The organism is Vibrio rotiferianus CAIM 577 = LMG 21460 (assembly GCF_002741985.1).
In the GTDB taxonomy this organism is placed as follows: Bacteria; Pseudomonadota; Gammaproteobacteria; order Enterobacterales; family Vibrionaceae; genus Vibrio; species Vibrio rotiferianus.
On record NZ_APHW01000101.1, the window covers coordinates 17,197 to 37,879 of the forward strand.

The window sequence follows — 20,683 nt, forward strand, 5'->3', positions numbered from 1 at the left end:
ACACTGACTCTTCGCTCACTAGTTCATATTGGTTAGAACGTAGCGAGTGAGTTTTCACTCAGTGCATCAAACAGGTGAATCGCATCTAAGTCCAAGTATAGAGTCAGCGTATCCACATCCACTTCAGCCGCTTGTGTTTCCACCATTAATGGCTGACCCGCAATTTCCGTCTTCAACAGAATACTTGCACCCAATAGCTCTTTGTCTTTGATTTTCACCGGGAACGGCAGAACACGGTCGTGATCCACTTGCTCTGAACGTAAATGAATGTCCGTAGGACGAACACCAAAGTGCAGCGCTAGGTTCTTAGACGCATGGGCTTTAAAACGCTCTGGCAGAGGAATACGAACATCACCCAGTTCCACTTCCCAATTACCTTCTTCGCCTACCAACTTCGCATCCAACATGTTCATTGATGGGTTACCGATGAACTGTGCTACGAACTTGTTTGCAGGACGTTGGAACACTTCTGTTGGCGTGCCAACCTGAGCCACATAACCATCTTTCAGAATCACGATACGATCCGCCAATGTCATCGCTTCAATCTGGTCGTGAGTTACGTAAATCGTCGTCGTTTTCAGTTCACGGTGAAGGTGTTTAATCTCTTCACGCATCACACCACGCAGCTTGGCATCAAGGTTAGACAATGGCTCATCAAACAAGAATACTTTTGGCGTACGCACCATCGCACGTCCCATCGCCACACGTTGACGCTGGCCACCAGACAGCTCTTTCGGCTTACGATCCAACAGTGCATCCAACTCCAGCATTTTCGCCGCTTTACGCACTTCAACGTCGATTTGATCTTTCGGCATGCCCTTTAGCTTAAGCGCAAAAGCGATGTTCTCGTAAACCGTCATGTGTGGGTAAAGCGCGTAGCTTTGGAACACCATCGCAAGGTCACGGTCTTTGGCATCGATTTTGTTCATCAGCTTATCGCCAACGTAAATCTCACCAGCTGTGATGCTTTCTAAACCCGCCAACATACGCAGTGTGGTCGATTTACCACAACCCGACGGACCAAGGAAAACCACAAATTCGCCATCTTGCACGGTAAAGTCGAAGTGCTTGACGACTTCTACATCATCGTAAGACTTTTTGATGTTTTTGAATTCTACTTTAGCCATTATTTGTTCTCCTCAGCTCGCTCTAGCAGCATGTTTCGGTACGCAATCGCACTCTGCTTTAAGGTGCGCTCTTGAGTTTGGTAGTCAACGTGTACGATGCCAAAACGTTGTTTGTAGCCATACGCCCACTCGAAGTTATCCATTAGGCTCCAAGCGAAGTAACCATTCACATTAACGCCTGCTTTGATCGCTTCATCCAGCGCTTCTAAATGCGATTGGAAGTAGCGCACACGTTGTTCATCATTCACTTGGCCCGCTACATGGTGATCATCGCCCGCCGCGCCGTTTTCAGTGATGTACAGTGGCGGTAGGTTTGAGTAACGCACTTTCAGACGCAGCAATAGATCGGTGAGTGCTTGTGGGTAAATCTCCCAACCAATAAACGTATGCTCTGCTTCTGGTTGAGGAATGCTCTCTAGCATGCCGCTCGCATCAAATCGCACCACACAACGGGTGTAGAAGTTGATGCCAATGAAGTCTAGGTCAGTACGGATGATATCGAGGTCACCCTCTAGAATCATCGGCATGTTGTGTGCTTGGCGCTTAAGTACCGTTTCTGGGTATGTCCCTTTCAACACTGGGTCCATAAACCAGTGGTAACCTTCTGCATCGCTGTATTCTGCCGCTTCTGCGTCTGCCTCTGTGTATGGGTAGGCGGGCGTCGCATTGAACACACAGCCGTGCATCGCGTTTGGTGCGTTGTTACGCATGTGTGGAATCGCCAAGCCATGGCCCAACATCAGGTGGTGTGCCGACAAAAAGCCTTCACGTTCGCCTTTGATACCTGGCGCATGCTCACCCCAGCGGTAACCTAGGTAAGCAGAGCAGAATGGTTCGTTCAATGTTGCGTAAGAATCAATCTTATCACCGAAGTAAGCACTAACCACATCCGCGTACTCTGCAAACTTGTAGGCCGTTTCACGGTTAAGCCAGCCACCTTTATCCTCAAGGTATTGAGGCAAGTCCCAGTGGTAAAGGGTGACAAACACTTTCAAACCGCGAGCATGACACTCATCGATGATTTGCTCGTAGAACTTCAGCCCTTCTTCATTCACCTTGCCATCTTCTGGCAGGATGCGTGGCCATGCCATCGAAAGACGGTAGGCATCTACACCAAGACCTTGAATCATCTCAATGTCTTGTTTCCATAAATGAAAGTGATCACACGCCACATCACCGTTATCAGCATTATCGACGGCGCCAGGTTTGTTGCAGAACGTATCCCAAATCGATGGGGTGCGTCCGCCAAGTTCTGCACCTCCTTCAATTTGGTAAGAAGAGGTCGCGACACCAAATAGAAACTCTGGGCGGCGCATTTTAGAATCTTGGGGTAATTGGAATTTATTCATTATATTTTTATGCCTTAAATTTCTCTTAACCTTTCACAGCGCCTGATGTCAGACCGCTAATCATCTGTTTCGAAGCAAATAAGTAAGTAATTACTAACGGGAGAATAGAGATAGTAGTACCTAGCATCACCGCGCCCCATGGCGTATTTGGAATGCCCTGCACGCTTCGCAGTGCCTGTGTAATCACATAGTTCTCTGGCGTAGTCAGTACTACCAGAGGTTGCATGAACATGTTCCAGAAGAAGACGAACTGCACGATAGCAAGCGTCGCTAGCGCCGGTTTCATCAGTGGCAATACCACACTCCAGTAAGTTCTAAATTCCCCCGCACCATCCAGTTTCGCCGCTTCTAACAGCTCTTTCGGAATCGATGCCACCACGTGCTGACGCATCAAGAAAATACCAAATGGTGTAGTGGTAAATGGTAGCCAAACCGCTAAGTGGTTATCGAGCAAACCAAGGAACTTCACGATCATAAAGTAAGGGATCAGGCTCAATACTGGCGGAATCATCATCGAGCCAACCAGCATGCCAAACAGCACGTTTTTACCTTTGAACTTGTAGACCGCAAACGCATAGCCGCCCATGCTACAAAACAGCAATGAGATCGTGGTGCCTAGGAACGCGATGTAGATGGAGTTAAACATTGCCTGCCAGAAAGGCATAATTTCCAATAGCTTGGCGTAGTTGACTGCTAAGCTATCACCAATGGCAAAGCTGATGCCTGTACCAAAAATTTCGGTACGGTCACGGGTTGAAAGTAACGCCGACCAAATGAACGGGAATACCGTCATGATGGCAGAAACAATCAGTACGGAGCCGAGCATCACCATCAATACTTTGGTGAAGATCTCGATGCTGCGATCGCTAGGACGCCAACGCTGCGCCGCAGGTAAAGTGTTAGTACTCATCTTATTGCTCCCCTAGACCTTTCTTACCGAAGAAGAAGAATTGAACCGCTGTACAGCCTGCAATCAAGGTAAAGAGCAGCCATGAAATTGCTGACGCTGTACCCATTTCTAACCATTCCCAACCCACTTTATAGAGGTACATAGAGATGGTTAAGCCAGACTGACCCGTACCACCAGTACCGCGCGTTAGAACAAATGGTTCTTCGAACAACTGCAAGTTACCGATGATGGTCATGGTGACCGCAAAGAAGATGAATGGACGAATCATTGGTAGTGAAATGCTCCAGAATCGACGCCATGCGTTTGCACCGTCCATACGTGCCGCTTCTAGGATGTCTTTAGGAATCGTCATCAAGCCGGTGGTGTACAACACGATGTTGAAACCGGTGTATTTCCAGAACACCATGATGGCGATGGAAGGCTTCACCATGGTCGCGTCATCTAACCAACGAATTGGCTGGAAGTCGTTCACCCAAGAGAATGCCCAACCAAACAAGGTGCTGTCTGCCAGTGCCATCAAGCTTTGGTTGATGATGCCCGAGTTTGGCGAGTACATGTTGAAGAAGATAAGCGACGCTGCCACCGTAGATGTGATGAACGGTAGGAAGTACGCCGATGTCAGCCAATGACGGAAACGGTCACCCAGCGACACCAAGATGTACGCCACAGGTAAAGCAACTAAGTGCTGAGCCACACCTGATGTGATAGCTAGCCAAAGCGTGTTTTTCAGTGAGCGCCACAGCCACGGGTCTGTCAGTGCAATGTGGTAGTTTTCGAACCCCACATAGTCCATTGCCCCAACCCCTCGACTGGGTTCCACTCATGAAAAGAAAGAAAAATAGAAAACAGCAACGGAAAAATTCCGAATACTGAAAAGATAATCAAAAACGGCAATAGGAATCCATACGGTGTAAGCGCTTTCAAATTTAGACGAGAAAAAATGCTCTCACGCTGTGATGTTTCCATAACCTTGCTCGCTGCCTGATTCATAGTAACGACCTCTTACCTAGAAGGGGGACATGCCCCCTCCTTGCCTTAAGTATTGGCAAAAATTACAGATTACGCGTACGACGTTTAATCATGCGCTCAGCTTCTTTAAGCGCTGTCTTAATATCTTTACCTTCATCCAGCACTTCCATCAGTGCGTTTTCTAAGATGATTGAACGAGCAACGTGATCGCCTTTCGCTGGTGCCACTGGCTTGATGTTCTGCGCCACTTCAGCAAACAATAGGCGCGCTTGCTGACCACCTAGGAATTCGATTTTCTCTTCGAACATTGGGTCGTCGTAAGTCGTGGTGTTCGCAGGGAATGCTGCTATGGTTTCGAAGTGTTTAAGCTGAATATCACGCTTGGTTGTCATGTATTCGATCAGCTTCCACGCTTCATCTTGGTGTTTAGATTGGGTTGGAATCGATAGGAATGAGCCACCCCAGCTTCCGTAAATACCATCAGGAAGATTAGACACGCCCCAGCTGCCTGCTGTTTCTGGCGCAATCCAGTTGTTTAGGTGACCAAGTAGCCAAGCACCAGAAAGCTGAGTCGCAAATGTGCCGTTACGGAAGCCTTCGTACCATTCGTTTGACCACGCCAGAATACGACCGTCCAAGCCTTTGTCACGGATCTCTTTTGCCACTTCGAATGCGTGCACAAAGCGCTCAGAAGTCACAACTGGGTTGCCATCTTTGTCGAAGTACAGACCTTCACCTTCAGGAACTGTAGTGAAGATGATCGCTTGAGCAACGTCCGCTGCCGAAGCGATTAGCTGTACATTTTGCTTTTTCAGCGTTTCACCTGCGGCGATATAAGAATCCCAATCTTTGATCGCTTCGTTAATATCAATGCCCGCTTTTTCAAAGATGTCTGTGCGGTAGTACATAACGCCAGGACCTAAATCGACAGGCATGCCGTACACATCACCGTCAGCACCTTTGCCTTGCGCCCATGCGTAAGGAGCAAAGCTCTCTGCGTACTTATCAGCGCCATAATTCTCAGACAAGTTCACCAAACCGCCTGACGCCACAAATGGGCCAATCTTCTCTACATCAACAACAATCACATCACCTGCACCAGAACCCGTCGCCAAGTTGGTTGTCAGCTTCGTATGGTGGTCGCCATGATTATTCATTAGGTAATCAACTTTAATACCCGTCTCTTTCTCAAAATCAGGTAGTAGAACTTTCAAGCTACTATCGAAGTCAGGAAAGCCATCGAAGCGGATTTTAGTTTCGTCGGCAGCGTTTACCGTCGCAGCAACACCAAGTGCAGCAGTCATGGCAAGCGTCAAAGTTTTCAGTTTCATGTTGTTGTCCTTAATTATTGTTCTAGAGAGTATTCAGTTCCTTGACCGAACTTCTTGGCACTAAGTTAGGAGTGAGTTTGAAGTTCACATCACGTTTGTTCTTGTTCAGCGCTTGGATGACAAGTTGCACCGCCTCTGCGCTCATCTGTTCTATAGGGAAGTTAACCGTGGTAAGGGCTGGCGTTAGGTAACGTGCAAATAAGATGTCATCAAACCCGACAAGCGAGATTTGCTCAGGCACCAATATTCCTTCTGCTTTTAAGACTTCATAAGCACCAAATGCCATGTGATCATTACATGCAAATACTGCAGTGAAACCGCTTTCACGCTTAAGCAATTTACGCATCGCACTGATGCCAGATTCTTCTGTAAAACCGGCCTCGGACACTAACGCTTCGTCATACGCAATTTCCGCTTCTTCAAGAGCCTTGCGGTAACCTTGTAGACGCCCCCGTGCGTCAGATCTGTCCAGAGGTCCGGTTATACATGCAATGTTGCGATGCCCCATTCGCAACAAGTATTCGGTCGCCATTCGGCCACCAAATTCGTTATCGATCTCGATGCAGCTGTGTGCCATTTCAGGGATATAACGGTTGACTAAAACCACCGGTATCCCCTTGCTATCAAGATCGATCAAATAATCATCTGAAAGACTCTGTGTGTGCAGAATCATGGCGTCCACTCGGCGCCCAAGCAGAAACTCTACCGATTCACGCTGACTTTGTTCCGTGTTGGAGCCTGCCGTCACAACCACGTGGTAACCCATGCGGCGCAGACGCTCTTCAATACTGTGCAAAATACCTGAGTAAAATGGGCCACCCAATTCAGGAACGATGATACCAATGCTGCCAGTGCGGCTGGATGCTAGTGCTTGTGCAATAGAGTTGGGACGATACCCTAGCTCTTTGATTGCTTTTTCGACTTTTAGCTTTTTGTCATGGCTAACTCGGCATGAGCCATTTACAACCCTAGAAACCGTAGCCTGAGAAACGCCAGCGTATTCAGATACATCTTTAATCGTCGCCACAAGAAACCTCTTTACTGACTGCACATCACGAGTTTCATCACTCTCGAAACCGCTTTCATAAAGCAATTATTCAATATCCATTGGATGGTTAGCGTGAGAGAGTTCACAACAAGTTTGGGGCTAAATTGAGTAATTTGATAAATAATGAGGCTACTTGCAGTTTTCTTTTCACCCATGAAACTGTTTCATGAGACAACATAGACCGCAGCCTTTTAACGAAAAAAAGCCTCCGCGAGGGAGGCAAAAACATAAGAGTTAAGAGATAAATGGATAGTAAACACCTGTTACTTCTGCCTTAAGTGTTTACCATCTTGATACCCAAGTGACTTCAATATGCAGGATTCAGAGCGTTACTTGGGTATAACATGGACAGTAATTAACTAGGTAGGGCTTACCACCAAGCTTCAAACATTGCACCAACCGTTAGAGTATCTACATCGGTTGCCACCTTGTCGCCATTGGAGTCAAAGCCTGTGTATTCGTTGTCTGCGTTACCGACTGTTGCGTAGAAACGTAGCATTGGACGAGACCAGGTTTCAGGACCGATTGCCATATTTTGCGATAGCGTCATTTTCCAAGAGCTATTAGTAGCGTCAATATCATCGTAATCCACCACGCTGTAGCCAGCTTCTAGCCAAGTAGAGTGAATATCGTTCCATTGGTAAGTAGGGCGAACAATCGCGTTGTAGTTCACACGGCTTTCATTGCCTTCTACTTCCAATGACTGGTATGCCGCTAAGTATTGAACACCCGCTTTGTCTGTGATTGAGGTACTACCATCAAAGCTCACTAATAACGCGGTTTGGTCTTCAGCTAAGTCAAACACACTGTCTTTTGCATTGTCCGAGTAACGAACAATCAAACGTTGGCCTGCAGCAGATAGTTCACCTGCCACTTGGTAAGCGGTAACATCGCCCACATCCTCATCTTTTAGTTTTTCAGACGCAAAACCGTAGTTCGCATAAACACTGAGATTTGCAGATTCACCTAGCTGGATACCGTGTAGCTTACTGGTCAGTGCATAACGGCCATTGTCTCCCACCATGTCACCTTCCACTTGACCTACTGCACTGAAGTCAAACTTCACACCGCCTAAATCTAGGTTATAGAAACCACCACCTTGGCCATCGTGCATCATCCAGAAGTAGTCGTTTAGGTCTGTTTGAGGACGTTGGTGGAAGTCACGACCTGCCCACACATACAAATCAGGTTGGGATTCAAATAAATTAGAAGCTCCAGCATACATCTTCTTCACGTTTACGCCGCCATCGTCAGCCCATGAAGCGTCCGCCCAGTGATCTAACATGAAGACCAAATCCCAAATCGCACCACCATCGCTCTTGAATGCTTTTGCTAATTGGAATTCACCACCGTTTTGTTCATTACCAAGACGACCAGTCGCATTCGAGTTCAATGCCCCCGCAGTACCAACGGTCAGAGCGTCACTGCCTTGATAACCCGCTCCGTAGCGAGCGTAGCCTGAGAAAACAATTCCAAGTGGGACTTCTGTTTCAGAAGAGAGAACGGCCGGTTGCTGGTCAAAGACGTAACCCGTTTCCAGTTTCGTTTCCAGCTCTTGGATGCGTTTTTCTAATGCATCAACATCGGCATCAGCAGCAAAAGAAGGTAGAGAAGCAAGCGAAGCGGCCACAGCAAGAGAGAGAGGTAAAACTTTAAAGTTTTTCATTTTATATCCCTAAAATTTGTATGTGTTGTTATTTCAATAGGGATATTAAGGAATGAAAGGGGTGAAAAGCCGCTACCGCTTCACAGGTCAATAGCGAGCCAAATGACATGAAACAACACATGAAACCTAACTTAAGATTCAACCTTAATAAACAAGTAGATAAAAGTAAAACAAAGATAAATCACAATTTGAAATCGCTTTCATTTCATCAAATACCCATGATTGCATCACAACCTTTTCGAGTATTTCATGAGCAAAAGCATCCGCAACGTTGAAACTTTTCAGCATTGTGAAAGATTTCAATAACGGTAATTAATTTACAGATTGAACAGAAATCACCAAGCTAAATATGACCACCTTCACAGTTAACTACTGATACTCAACACATCACACAAAGTACTTCTAGACTTTCCATGTGGCCGCTGCATCAAGTGGTAAGCCATTGGGTAGCCAAAAACCCTATTCATCGATAAGAGAAGCCAAATAAAGTCTTTATAAGGATATTTGATGTCAAAGCTGGCCGGAGCTCGCCTTGAAGAAATGGCGGACATTCACTTAACTCGCCAAAAGAAGATCACTTTTATGTGCTCTTTTCTCGCGTCAATGTTTATGTCATACGGCTTGGTAGCGCACTACAATCAAGGCAGCTATGGGCTGAGCGTACTAAATGGCATCTGTGCCTTAGGATGCTTGATCAACTGTTATGCTATTCGATGCCAAGATAGCCATAGTCATTCCGATCTGATACTCAGTGCTCTATTAATATGTGATGGGCTGCTGCTGTTTTTCTATAACGATAGCGAGACGGGTAAGTTATTGTGGTTATACCCAATACTGGCAACGCTAATTCTCATCAATGAATTTAAACTGGGATTAATCTTAAACGGCATATTTGTAGGTTTAATCATTGTTGCTTCCAACCTTCCTCTATCTATTTTTGAAGGGGAAAGCTACTCATACCAACGATTTGTTTTTTCGTTGATCGCCGCCAGCGTTATCTGTCACACCTTTGCTTATTACTATTCAAAAGTCGTACTTTACATACAAAATCTATATCGTGAAGGCATTGAAGAGCTCGCATACCTTGACCAACTAACGGGGCTAGCGAACCGTTGGAGCTTCGAGAAGTGGGCAAGATCAAAACTGGAAGAGATAGACGCGCAAGGCAGAGGTAAAGTAACCGCTTTAGTTTTTCTTGATATCGATAACTTTAAGTTAATTAACGACAGCTACGGTCATGATGTGGGTGATCAAGTATTACAGCACTTCGCCACCCGACTAAAAAATAGCATTAGAAACAAAGACAGAAACACAAACCAACACGATTATTCTATTGCAAGATTTGCTGGGGATGAATTTGTCATCATGCTCTATGACGTACGGAGCAAAAAGGATCTAAACAATATCCTCTCTCGCATCGTTAACTTGTTTCATGGTGGGTACCACAGTTGTGACTCCATAAATGAAATCACAATGAGTGTCGGCGTCGCTATCTATAGACAAGATGCACATGATCTCTCTGAGCTCACCCGATGCGCAGATAAAGCAATGTATACCGCTAAACACACAGGTAAGAATCGATTCGCTTTCTATGAAGATTGCTCTCAAAACATCCAAGCACTCAAGGAATCACACAGCCTACTTGGCACGATGACACAATGCTCAAATGTAACACCGTTAAGTAGAAAGTCCGTGAAATGACTAGGCGTCGCCATCCGAACGAAGTCTAACCGCGAAAGAGCAACATCCCCTAACTACGCATACATATACATGAACCACAGACCAACGACCATCATAACGACAAGCCAAATAGCCTGACGCATTTTTCCAGGCTTTTCAGACTTAGGTTGTATTACAGGTTTAAGAGCTCGCTCCTTGACCTTTCCAACCAAACTCTTTTCTAGCGCTTTCTTGTAAAAGTCACGCCTCTTTACTGCTGCATTGGCAACAGATGTATATCGCTGTCTCTGATCTTTCGTGAAGTCTGTAGCCTCATAACGTGGAGGTAGATCAGAGTGTTTAGGTTGAACTGCCATATCTGCCCCCTCTGTTTTGTAAACGTAAGTTTATTAATAAGTATATACCTAAGTTACAAACAGTTAAGTGACCGAGTCACAAATGTGTGTGGAAGTTCGATACAAGGGATAAGAAAACAGCCACTAAGTAGTGGCTGTTTTCAACATTAGAGGTATTCACAAAGATAGGCTGTTGAGTCTTTTACTTCTACATCAAATGATGAGTTACCCGCGACTTCAAACGACTCCCCTGATTGATATGTATTCCAATCACTTTCATCCGCTAACTTAACGCGCAGTGCCCCTTTGATCACTGTCATTCGTTCTGGCGCTTGGGTTCCGAAGGTGTATTCTCCAGTTTCCATTACCCCTACACTTACGTCTTGGTTTTTTTGTTGAAAACCCAAAGACTTCACCATTCCAGCAAAGTAGCTATTTTCCTTAATAGTCATTATTTTTCGTTCCTCTTAATAACGTCGCCTTCGTTGTACCTTGTTTTTATCCTTCACTCAAGCTTTTACCTTCAATATGAAAATGGCTGTTTTCACTATACACTTGTAAAAATTATTGTGACTGAATGTAAAAATGGGCAAGGAATCATAAAACACACATTCAAGTGACGAGATTGTTTGTTTTTTATCTCTGTGCTTTCCACGATATAAAGAAACCAAAAGGAATTGGAACCATGACCTCAAATACTCGGCGAAGAAAAATTGAAAAAAAAGAAGCCCCACCTTCTTTCTTTCAACGCAATAAGTTCGCGTTGATCAAGAGTATCTTCTTGACGGTTGCTTGCGGGGTCTTGGGTATATTTGGCTACCTATTGCATCTGTCTTATTTAGATTACATCGATCCTGACAAAATCTATGGTGAATGGATCGAGATTGGCGCACCGCCCTATCAAACAGAAGTATTACTGTTTTCCGCAGATGGCGTATTCCGAAACAATCGCTTTGTTTCAACCAATTTTGAATTTGATGGAAAGCTCATAACTCTCAATACAGGCTTGGGTAAAACGGTTTATCAAATCTCGGGATCACACCTGTCTCCTCAAATTCGACGTATTGAACCCCGAATTCCGGATCAACGCTTTATTCTCAAAGGGTTTGAGCACACAGTTCAAGGTTCAGATATTGGCTCAGCATCAAAACGCCGAGCAGCATTAAGTGAGCACTTTGGCAACAAATAGCCGCATTTCAATTGAGTCAGATCTTGAACCATTAACCAAACAGCTCAAGGTCTGTCGCCCTTCCTTTTGATTCCCCTCTATTTTTGCGAAAAATATTGATAATCATCTCATTTTTAACCATCGGCATTAACATAACAATTATTAATAGCTTTGCATGAAATTTATAAATTCTTGACTCGATATTCAATTTTGACTGCAACAAACTGTTGAATGGATAGAAAGTTCTCGCAAGTGACTCGAAAAGCGTTTTAATTTTTTTTGACGAAAAAAAAGACTCTGAAATGCTGAATATGATGTTTTTGCGCATCAACAGCAGTGATCTATTTTCTTTGCGCAGAAACAGCTTGTGCTCACTCGCGAGCATGAATTCAAGGATTGAGAGAAAAGTTATGATTCGATTTAACCTATGCGCAGTAGGGGTTGCCCTCGCACTTTCTAGCGCTGCACACGCGGCTCCAACCGCACCAAGTATCGATATGTACGGTTCCAACAACCTGCAGTTTTCTAAAATTGAGTTGGCAATGGAAACCACATCTGGCTACAACGACATGGTTAAGTACCATGAGCTAGCTAAGATCAACGTGAAATTTAATCAGTGGAGTGGCACTTCTGGCGACACTTACAACATCTACTTTGATGGCGTAAAAGTGGCAACAGGCCCTATCACTGGTAGCCAAACCACGGCATCATTTGAATACGGCCAAGGTGGCTTGTACCAAATGGAAATTGAAGCGTGTGACGCGACTGGTTGTGCTAAGAGCGCACCAGCAGAGATCACTATCGCGGATACAGACGGTTCTCACTTACCGCCTCTAACCATGAATGTTGACCCGAACAACAAAACCTACAATACAGACCCAAGCGTTGTGATGGGTACTTACTTTGTTGAATGGGGTATTTACGGCCGTAATTACACAGTTGATAACATGCCTGTCGACAACTTGACTCACATCCTTTACGGCTTTATCCCAATCTGTGGTCCAAACGAGTCGGTAAAATCGGTTGGTGGTAACAGCTTCAACGCTCTACAAACCGCCTGTCGTGGTGTAAATGACTATGAAGTAGTTATCCATGATCCATGGGCAGCGTACCAGAAGAGCTTTGCTCAAGCTGGTCACGAATACAGCACTCCGATCAAGGGTAACTACGCAATGCTGATGGCATTGAAGCAACGTAACCCAGATCTAAAAATCATTCCATCTATCGGCGGTTGGACACTTTCTGACCCATTCTACGACTTCGTTGATAAGAAAAACCGTGACACATTTGTCGCGTCAGTTAAGAAATTCCTGAAAACTTGGAAGTTCTACGACGGTGTAGATATTGACTGGGAGTTCCCTGGTGGTGGCGGTGCTGCAGCAGATAAAGGCGACCCAGTAAACGATGGCCCAGCTTACATTGCATTGATGCGTGAACTGCGTGCAATGCTGGATGACCTAGAAGCGGAAACAGGCCGCACCTACGAACTAACTTCAGCAATTGGCGTGGGTTACGACAAAATTGAAGACGTTGATTACGCAGATGCCGTGCAATACATGGATTACATCTTCGCGATGACTTACGACTTCTACGGCGGTTGGAACAACGTTCCTGGTCACCAAACGGCACTTTACTGTGGCTCATTCATGCGTCCTGGTCAGTGTGATGGTAGCGGCGTTGATGAAAACGGCGAACCGTACAAAGGCCCAGCTTACACGGCTGACAACGGCATCCAACTTCTCCTAGCGCAAGGCGTTCCTGCGAACAAACTGGTTCTAGGTACTGCAATGTACGGTCGTGGTTGGGAAGGCGTAACACCGGATACGCTGACGGATCCAAACGACCCAATGACAGGTACTGCGACAGGTAAACTGAAAGGCAGCACGACTCAAGGCGTTTGGGAAGATGGCGTGATTGACTACAAAGGTATTAAGTCATTCATGCTAGGCGCCAACAACACAGGCATTAACGGCTTTGAATACGGCTATGATGATCAAGCAGAAGCACCTTGGGTGTGGAACCGTTCAACGGGTGAACTGATTACATTTGACGATCACCGCTCTGTATTGGCAAAAGGTAACTACGCGAAAACGCTAGGTTTAGCAGGTCTATTCTCTTGGGAAATTGATGCCGATAACGGCGACATCCTTAACGCAATGCACGAAGGCATGGCTGGTGGTGTGGTTGTTCCACCAAACCGCAAACCAACGGCAGCAGCTGGTGCAGACCAAGCAGTAACAGGTCCTGCAAGTGTTGTTCTTGATGGCAGCAACTCAACTGACTCTGATGGCACAATCGCAAGCTACGCTTGGGAGCAAGTATCAGGCACTGCAGTGGCTCTATCTGGCGCGAACACTGCGACAGCAAGCTTTGATGTAGCGGAAGTGACTGCAGAAGAGCAGCTAACGTTCAAACTAACGGTAACTGATAACGAAGGCGCTACCGCGTCTGATCTCGTTGTAGTAACGGTTAAGCCAGCAGGCGTGATTGACCCACCAAACACAGCGCCAGTTGCAAAAGTTTCTGCACCTGCAACAGCGAAAGCTGGTGACGTAGTCGTGATTGATGCTTCAGCTTCTAGCGACGCTGACAACGACACACTAACGCTTGATTGGACGCTACCTCAAGGTCTAAACGCAACAGTTAACGGCGCGAAAGTGACGTTCACAGCAGCAGAATACTCACAAGACACAAGCCTAAGTTTCACTGTCAGCGTGAGCGATGGTCAGGCAGCGTCTTCAGCAAGTGCAACCGTTGTTGTATCGAAGCACAGCACAGGTGGTGGCACTTGTACTAACGCATGGGATGCAACGGCTGTTTACACTGGCGGTGACCAAGTAACACACGCAGGTAAAACTTGGGAAGCGAAGTGGTGGACGCAAGGTCAAGATCCTAGCAAGTCTGGCGAATGGGGTGTTTGGAAAGAAGTTGGCCCAGCTAACTGTAACTAAGCACGCTAAGGTGTTGTGATTCAACATCACTCGCTTTGAATATTGTTAAAACAAGAAAAGGACAGCTTCGGCTGTCCTTTGTTGTTTCATCAGAACCTAGGGAATGGTTTTCAATAATCAGCTTGCTTCAATTAAACGGTCGAAACTCTGGAATACCTCATCACACTTCATCACGCGGCCATGACCTTGCCCCTGCGTCGTAACCAGTTCAACTCGTTCAATCTCGTCCGCTGCTTTAGCAGACACACTGTGTTTGGTGAACTTATCTTGCTCATCATGAACAATAATGGTTTTCGCTTCTCGCTCAGCTAGGCGTTTCTCTGGGTCAATGGATTGCAATGGGTAGCCAAACTGGTCTTCTACTTCCGAAACCACCGCTTTGAATAACTTCATTGAGTAACCCGAACGCGCGATGCTGCCAAACAAGTTCTCTACGTAGTTAAGAACCGGGGCAATCAACAACAAAGGCTTGTTTTCCAATTTACTATGACGACACTCTAATGCAGATGCAGTGCCCATGCTGTGCCCCACCAAGCCTGCAACGTCATCGACGGAATCCAATACTTCCTCAAGGCCACGAACAAACGCAGGGATGTGTCCATACTGACCATCACTTTCACCATGCGCAGGATGATCGTAAGCCAGTGCGGTGTAACCCGATGCCGCAATATGCTCCATCAGTGGATAGAACTGGCTCGCTGTCCCTGACCAACCATGAGTAAGTACCCAAACCGGACCGCTGCCAAGCTGATAGGTCTTGATTGCGCCAGCATGGCCTTGCACTTCGCTTTTGATAAGCCCCTGTGGCTCGGCATTTTTGGGCTGAGTACGAGCAGGGGTAAGCAGCAGTTTGCGTGCCGTCTTTTTTGCGTGTGATGGCGCCAGAGTATGGTGCAGACGCGTACTGATGTTGACCAAACTGCGTTTAACACTGAATTTCTGCGAAGTATTGAAGTAAATTTTCTCACTCATGATTTTTCCTTAGCTATCAGCCTTGCACAAAATAGAACGGTCGTGCTTTTTATACTGATAAGAAAGAGCGCTCTGTGTCGCTCTTCGTTATGAATCTTGTACTATGCCCGTTACCGCGGAGCTAGCGCTTCCATCGAGTAAACAAATTATCGATGCCTTGCCAGAACAACCTCTGGCTTTCTTCTTGTCCTTTGATTGAGTAAAACACATGCGCACTTAAGTACTGCCCGTACAAATCAAAGGTCGCTTGCCGCGTGTCTAAATCGGCGACAAACTCTTGGTTTTCTTTACCTTTCTTGATCTGAATTTCTAAGTAATTCAACCAAGTATCAATCGATTTGCGCAATGCTGCTTGCAACGCACAGCCTTCTTCTGCGGTGTCGTTCCAAGCATCAAGGAACATACAGCTGCCTTGAAAAGAGTGATTCCACGTCATCCAAGTGTCCAACAAGCCACGTACTTTACGCTCAATGTTGCTATCGCCTAACTCGCGCGCAGGCGCAATTACGCGCTCAGCGAATACTTGATTGGCAAATTCCAACACCGACAGTTGAAGGTTCAACTTGGAATTGAAGTGAGCAAACAAGCCACTTTTCGACATACCACACTGCTTTGCGAGCTCACCAATGGTGAGACTTTCCAAGCCGTTTTCACTCGCCAGTTGGAACGCGCGCTGCAGTATGAGCTCTTTGGTTACTTTTCCTTTTTTCATAACACCATTTTTAGCACGATCGTCCTATTTTTCAATGTTAAGTTTACTGGTCAAACCAACTATTACGATCAGGCACACTCTCGTTCGCAATACATTGAGCAACTCAATGAATACAAATTTTCGAAATTTGAGATGGGTCTGAATTTCGGAAACTGGTTACCATCAATTGCACATGAGTTGATTTTTTACCACGATGAGTGGGCTATTAGCTGCTAATTTCTCAGCGATTTTTCACTTTTTAGGTAAGTATTTATGGCAACCACAAAGAAAATTGCCAGTTTAGAGTTCGCTCGGGTCATCGCAATGTTTGCGATCGTTGGGCTTCACTGTCAGATGGCTCTCACTTATTGGCAGTGGGATGGAGTGCCTTGGATTGGGTACATACTCAACCAGTTGGCTCGCTTTGCTGTGCCACTTTTTTTCCTCATCTCTGGCTATCTAATCCAACCTAAGCTCAGCACACATCCTGTTGAAACACTGAAAAACTACGCCAAACCTCTGCTTAAGATATGGCTGGTTTGGAGTGTGATCTGTTTGTTAGTACCCTTCCGTTGGCAAGTAGTTGCTGAAGCAGGCTATCTCACTGAGCGGCAGGGTTACTGGGGTTATCTAATGTCGAACCCAATTAATTCGCTATTGGAGGGTGGCTTAGTCCATTTATGGTTCCTACCTGCCCTTGTAATTGCGGTGGCATTCATTGCATTTCTGGTTCGAATTGGCATGACACAGCTACTGCTTCCCACAGCAGTACTGCTTTATGTCTATGGTGTATTCGCCGGCAGTTACATCACGCTCACAGAGCTACCCGCCCCCTTCTTCACTCGTAATGGTCCGTTCTTCAGTACTTTATTGGTGGTGCTTGGTTATTTAGCGAGACAACATCAATGGCATTGGTCACGCAATAACACCATTCGTTTGATTCTTATCGGTATGGCACTGCACTTTGCCGAAGCCTATTACTTAATGGATTACGAGATCGCCTTTAACTCACACGACTTCTTATTTGGCACAGTGATTTGGGCTTTAGGCGTATTCATGTGGCTTCTTGCACATCCAAACTTTGGCAATATGCCATGGGTGTTTAAGTGGTCACCGAGCATTTTGGGTATCTACGTGAGCCACTTATTGGTGATCATCATGATGATGAACGTCGCAGGTATATTAGGGTTGGAGAACCTAGCCAAAGACGCCTTTATTTATCCAGCAACGATTGTGGTGACACTGCTGCTTGTAAAGGCTATTGAAGCAACACCACTACAAAAACTATTACTCCGCTGAGTCCGTATGCCCAAGCAACCTCAAGGTGCTTGGGCATAGATATACCTCTAACACTTAAGGGGTAAAGCAAGCCAATCAAAAATGAGAGCTCTCTCTCACTCATCAAAATTATCATTTCTAATACTGCGTAATTTGCTATCACTCACAAAAAACATTGTTCATTTACTTTAGATTTATTCGACATCAACAACGTGCTCATTAAACGGAGGCTGTATGTGGGCAGGTCAAGGACTCGTTCCTTTTTTAGAAATTAGCCATTGGTTAACCTATGGTTTATATGCTGCTGCAATCCTATTTGGCGCGGCAAGTATTGCGTCACTCAGAAAGTAGTGGCGCAAGCTACATCAATTCAAAACTCCTATCGTTAATTCGAGCTTTCTCACACTTAACCCTCTAATATGTGGCTAAAATTTCTCCAGTCGGACAAGGAGAAATGTCTATGCCAATCTATCCAATTGTCGCGTTTTGCTGTTTGATGTTTTCTAGCTCTACATTTGCAGCTGCGACCAGTGATCTTAATCTCGTCAATTCCACCGTCGGCTATGCCGCGCTCATTTTCTTCACCATCGCCTACATTCTGGTGATGCTGGAAGAATACCTGCAAATGCGAAAGTCTAAACCCGTGTTGCTCGCTGCAGGGTTAATTTGGATCTTGATTGGTTACACCTTTGCCCAGCACAACCAAGCAGACATCGCCAAAGCCGCACTGGAACACAACCTTTTGGAATACGCTGAACTTTTATTGTTCCTACTGGTGGCGATGACTTACATCAACGCAATGGAAGAGCGCAGACTGTTTGACGCACTACAAGCGTGGATGGTCGGAAAAGGCTTTAACTTTAAAAAACTATTTTGGTTAACGGGAAGCTTAGCGTTTGTGATTTCCCCTATCGCAGACAACTTAACGACCGCCCTTTTGATGTGTGCAGTGGTGATGAAGGTTTCAGGTGATAATCCCCGCTTTGTCAATCTTGCATGTATCAATATCGTCATTGCTGCCAACGCCGGTGGGGCGTTTAGCCCGTTTGGTGACATTACTACTCTGATGGTCTGGCAGGCAGGTCACGTCAGCTTCGCTGAATTTATGCCGCTGTTTGTACCTTCACTGATCAACTACGTCATTCCTGCTTTCATCATGTCGTTGTTTGTACCAAATACGAAGCCAGATACGGTTCACGAGCACATTGAACTTAAGCGAGGTGCAAGGCGCATCGTTGGTTTGTTTATCCTAACTATTGCGACAGCGGTTTCCTTCCATGCTGTTTTGCACTTCCCTCCCGTGGTCGGCATGATGATGGGACTCGCCTATCTACAATTTTTCGGCTACTTCCTGCGTAAAACGCTCAAACATTCTCTTGCCAAAAAAGCTGCAATGGCGATTGCCAATGGCGATGATTACGCGTTGAAGCGGCTAGGCTCGGTAGTACCATTTGACGTATTCAATCGTATATCACGTGCCGAGTGGGACACTCTGTTGTTCTTCTATGGCGTGGTAATGTGTGTCGGTGGGCTTAGTTTACTTGGCTACCTAGGATTGGTTTCTAACGTGATGTATACCGAGTGGAACCCAATTTGGGCAAATATTATGGTGGGTATCCTTTCCGCGATCGTCGATAACATTCCGGTGATGTTTGCTGTCTTGACCATGGAGCCAAGTATGTCAATGGGTAACTGGTTATTGGTGACCCTTACGGCAGGTGTCGGTGGTAGTTTACTATCGATTGGCTCTGCTGCTGGCGTTGCACTCATGGGCGCAGCAAGAGGGCAATACACCTTCTTTGGGCACCTTAAATGGGCACCGGTGATTGCGCTAGGTTACGTTGCGAGTATTGCCGCGCATCTATGGATGAATGGCAGTTTGTTTACTTAAACTGCCTTAATCGATTCTAAGATTTCTTATCGGTCTGATGGGTGGTTTACGCCATCCATTACTTCTATCTCTCCCAATTCATATGGGTTTACACCTTCTAAACAGCCAACGTTGTAACCGTATTCGCTTGGGTTAGAGCGGCGCTGATGGTGAGTATAAATACCACATTCACCACAAAAGAAATGCTTAGCCGTATTGGTATTAAATTGATAAAGCTTAAGTGCTTCCTCACCTTGAATGATGCGAATCCCATTCAAAGGTACCGACGCCGCAATCGCACCACGACGTCGACACATGGAGCAATCACAGCGCCGAGGCTTCTCGATTCCATTCGGTAACGACAGTTCGATTTGCACTTTTCCACAGTGACAAGAGAGCTTATGCAAAGGCTGAATTGTGGTGCTACCCACTTGTTTAATCATGACTTTTCCTTGTTCCTTCCGTGTTCGCCCAGTTTAATGTGTAAAGTCTGTTAAACAGTTAACATCTGTGTAATCTAGGTCAAAAACTCGACATCAATCACTTTTCGCGACATTTTATTTAGCGTTTTATCACTCTTTGGTTGGCGTTTTGCTGACCGCATCCGTTTTGGTTGCGTGCTCGCAGCTAAGACGTTTTTAAAACCTAGGAAAATATTTATATGGATAAAGATCATAGCCTTAGAGAGAACCTCTTAGCGCTGACGCTCGGTAGCGCGTTAGTGTCACTTGGGGTTATCTTCTTCAACAAGGTTGGACTACTTACTGGCGGTACGGCAGGGTTGGCAATCTTCCTCACCAAAATCAGCGACTTCAGTTTTGGTCAGGTGTTCTTCGCACTGAACCTACCTTTCTACATTCTGTCTGTGATGCGCATGGGTTGGCGTTTTACCATCAACACTTTTATCGCGGTTTCGATCGTGTCCTTTGCGGTAGACCACTTGCACCATGTGATTGAGATTTCTCGTATTGAGCCCGTGTACGCAGCCCTACTAGGTGGTGGTTTGATTGGTATGGGGATGCTGGTGATTTTCCGTCACAAGATGAGTTTAGGTGGCTTTAACATCCTGGCGCTTTACCTTCAGGAGCGCTTTGGTATTCGTGCCGGTAAAGTACAAATGGCGCTCGACTGTACTATCGTTGTGATGTCGCTGTTTATCGTCGATGTTTACTTAATCGCCCTTTCTGTACTTGGCGCGATCGCGACCAACTTAATCTTAGCGATGAACCACAAACCTGGGCGCTACCAGCCGAAGCCACAAGTTGTGTGATAGGACTGAGTCACAAACAAAACAAAGCCCCGAGCCATTAATTAACTCGGGGCTTTTTGTTTGTTCTA

Annotated in this window: 17 protein-coding genes and 1 pseudogene; 6 read left to right on the top strand and 12 right to left on the bottom strand. The window is 45.8% G+C overall.

Annotation, left to right across the window (positions count from 1 at the left end):
- Positions 1-32 precede the first annotated feature (32 nt).
- The 7 genes and pseudogenes from B853_RS17250 to B853_RS17280 form a co-directional block, all read right to left on the bottom strand.
- Positions 33-1,127: an ABC transporter ATP-binding protein gene (locus tag B853_RS17250; protein WP_010453536.1), complete on the bottom strand. Its 1,095-nt coding sequence runs from the start codon at positions 1,125-1,127 to the stop codon at positions 33-35.
- Positions 1,127-2,476, bottom strand: a complete 1,350-nt coding sequence (locus tag B853_RS17255; RefSeq protein ID WP_038886125.1) for a GH1 family beta-glucosidase — start codon at positions 2,474-2,476, stop codon at positions 1,127-1,129. The genes B853_RS17250 and B853_RS17255 overlap by 1 nt, the downstream gene beginning before the upstream one ends.
- 25 nt (positions 2,477-2,501) lie before the next feature.
- Positions 2,502-3,386, bottom strand: a complete 885-nt coding sequence (locus tag B853_RS17260) for a carbohydrate ABC transporter permease (protein ID WP_009706754.1) — start codon at positions 3,384-3,386, stop codon at positions 2,502-2,504.
- Position 3,387: 1 nt separating this feature from the next.
- A pseudogene (locus tag B853_RS17265) lies at positions 3,388-4,376 on the bottom strand (carbohydrate ABC transporter permease).
- 62 nt (positions 4,377-4,438) lie between these two features.
- Positions 4,439-5,686: an ABC transporter substrate-binding protein gene (locus B853_RS17270; protein ID WP_038886126.1), complete on the bottom strand. Its 1,248-nt coding sequence runs from the start codon at positions 5,684-5,686 to the stop codon at positions 4,439-4,441.
- A 22-nt stretch (positions 5,687-5,708) separates the two neighbouring features.
- Positions 5,709-6,713, bottom strand: coding sequence for a LacI family DNA-binding transcriptional regulator (locus B853_RS17275; RefSeq protein ID WP_010453548.1), 1,005 nt, complete (start codon positions 6,711-6,713; stop codon positions 5,709-5,711).
- A gap of 391 nt (positions 6,714-7,104) precedes the next feature.
- Entirely contained in the window at positions 7,105-8,400 is a 1,296-nt protein-coding gene (locus B853_RS17280) for a carbohydrate porin (protein WP_010453550.1), read from the bottom strand.
- A 507-nt stretch (positions 8,401-8,907) separates the two neighbouring features.
- Between B853_RS17280 and B853_RS17285 the strand changes: the two genes are divergently transcribed.
- On the top strand, positions 8,908-10,101 hold the full coding sequence (locus B853_RS17285) for a GGDEF domain-containing protein (RefSeq protein WP_038886127.1): 1,194 nt from the start codon (positions 8,908-8,910) through the stop codon (positions 10,099-10,101).
- A 53-nt stretch (positions 10,102-10,154) separates the two neighbouring features.
- Here the strand turns inward: B853_RS17285 and B853_RS17290 are convergent, their stop codons facing one another.
- Positions 10,155-10,436 carry a hypothetical protein gene (locus B853_RS17290; RefSeq protein ID WP_010453556.1) on the bottom strand — a complete coding sequence of 94 codons (282 nt, stop codon included), beginning with the start codon at positions 10,434-10,436 and terminating at the stop codon, positions 10,155-10,157.
- A 146-nt stretch (positions 10,437-10,582) separates the two neighbouring features.
- The gene (gene ppnP / locus B853_RS17295) at positions 10,583-10,867 is read right to left on the bottom strand and encodes a pyrimidine/purine nucleoside phosphorylase (protein WP_010453558.1); all 285 of its coding nucleotides are present in this window, start codon (positions 10,865-10,867) and stop codon (positions 10,583-10,585) included.
- A gap of 233 nt (positions 10,868-11,100) precedes the next feature.
- On the opposite strand from ppnP, the gene B853_RS17300 reads away from it, so the two are divergent.
- Complete coding sequence (locus tag B853_RS17300) at positions 11,101-11,604, top strand: DUF2850 domain-containing protein (protein WP_038886129.1); 504 nt, start codon at positions 11,101-11,103, stop codon at positions 11,602-11,604.
- Positions 11,605-11,993: 389 nt separating this feature from the next.
- Positions 11,994-14,534, top strand: a complete 2,541-nt coding sequence (locus B853_RS17305; RefSeq protein ID WP_038886133.1) for a glycosyl hydrolase family 18 protein — start codon at positions 11,994-11,996, stop codon at positions 14,532-14,534.
- A 117-nt stretch (positions 14,535-14,651) separates the two neighbouring features.
- Here B853_RS17305 and B853_RS17310 read toward each other — a convergent pair whose 3' ends face one another.
- Entirely contained in the window at positions 14,652-15,506 is an 855-nt protein-coding gene (locus B853_RS17310; RefSeq protein ID WP_038886135.1) for an alpha/beta fold hydrolase, read from the bottom strand.
- 121 nt (positions 15,507-15,627) lie between these two features.
- Positions 15,628-16,218 carry a TetR/AcrR family transcriptional regulator gene (locus B853_RS17315; RefSeq protein ID WP_005428486.1) on the bottom strand — a complete coding sequence of 197 codons (591 nt, stop codon included), beginning with the start codon at positions 16,216-16,218 and terminating at the stop codon, positions 15,628-15,630.
- A gap of 252 nt (positions 16,219-16,470) precedes the next feature.
- Here B853_RS17315 and B853_RS17320 point away from each other — a divergent pair, with 252 nt between their 5' ends.
- Positions 16,471-17,496, top strand: a complete 1,026-nt coding sequence (locus tag B853_RS17320) for an acyltransferase (protein ID WP_038886137.1) — start codon at positions 16,471-16,473, stop codon at positions 17,494-17,496.
- Positions 17,497-17,935: 439 nt separating this feature from the next.
- Positions 17,936-19,366, top strand: a complete 1,431-nt coding sequence (nhaD, locus tag B853_RS17325; protein ID WP_010453570.1) for a sodium:proton antiporter NhaD — start codon at positions 17,936-17,938, stop codon at positions 19,364-19,366.
- 26 nt (positions 19,367-19,392) lie between these two features.
- On the opposite strand, the gene B853_RS17330 is transcribed toward nhaD, so the two are convergent.
- Complete coding sequence (locus tag B853_RS17330) at positions 19,393-19,788, bottom strand: GFA family protein (protein WP_010453571.1); 396 nt, start codon at positions 19,786-19,788, stop codon at positions 19,393-19,395.
- Between the two features lie 218 nt (positions 19,789-20,006).
- On the opposite strand from B853_RS17330, the gene B853_RS17335 reads away from it, so the two are divergent.
- The gene (locus tag B853_RS17335) at positions 20,007-20,615 is read left to right on the top strand and encodes a DUF6198 family protein (RefSeq protein WP_038886138.1); all 609 of its coding nucleotides are present in this window, start codon (positions 20,007-20,009) and stop codon (positions 20,613-20,615) included.
- Positions 20,616-20,683 lie beyond the last annotated feature (68 nt).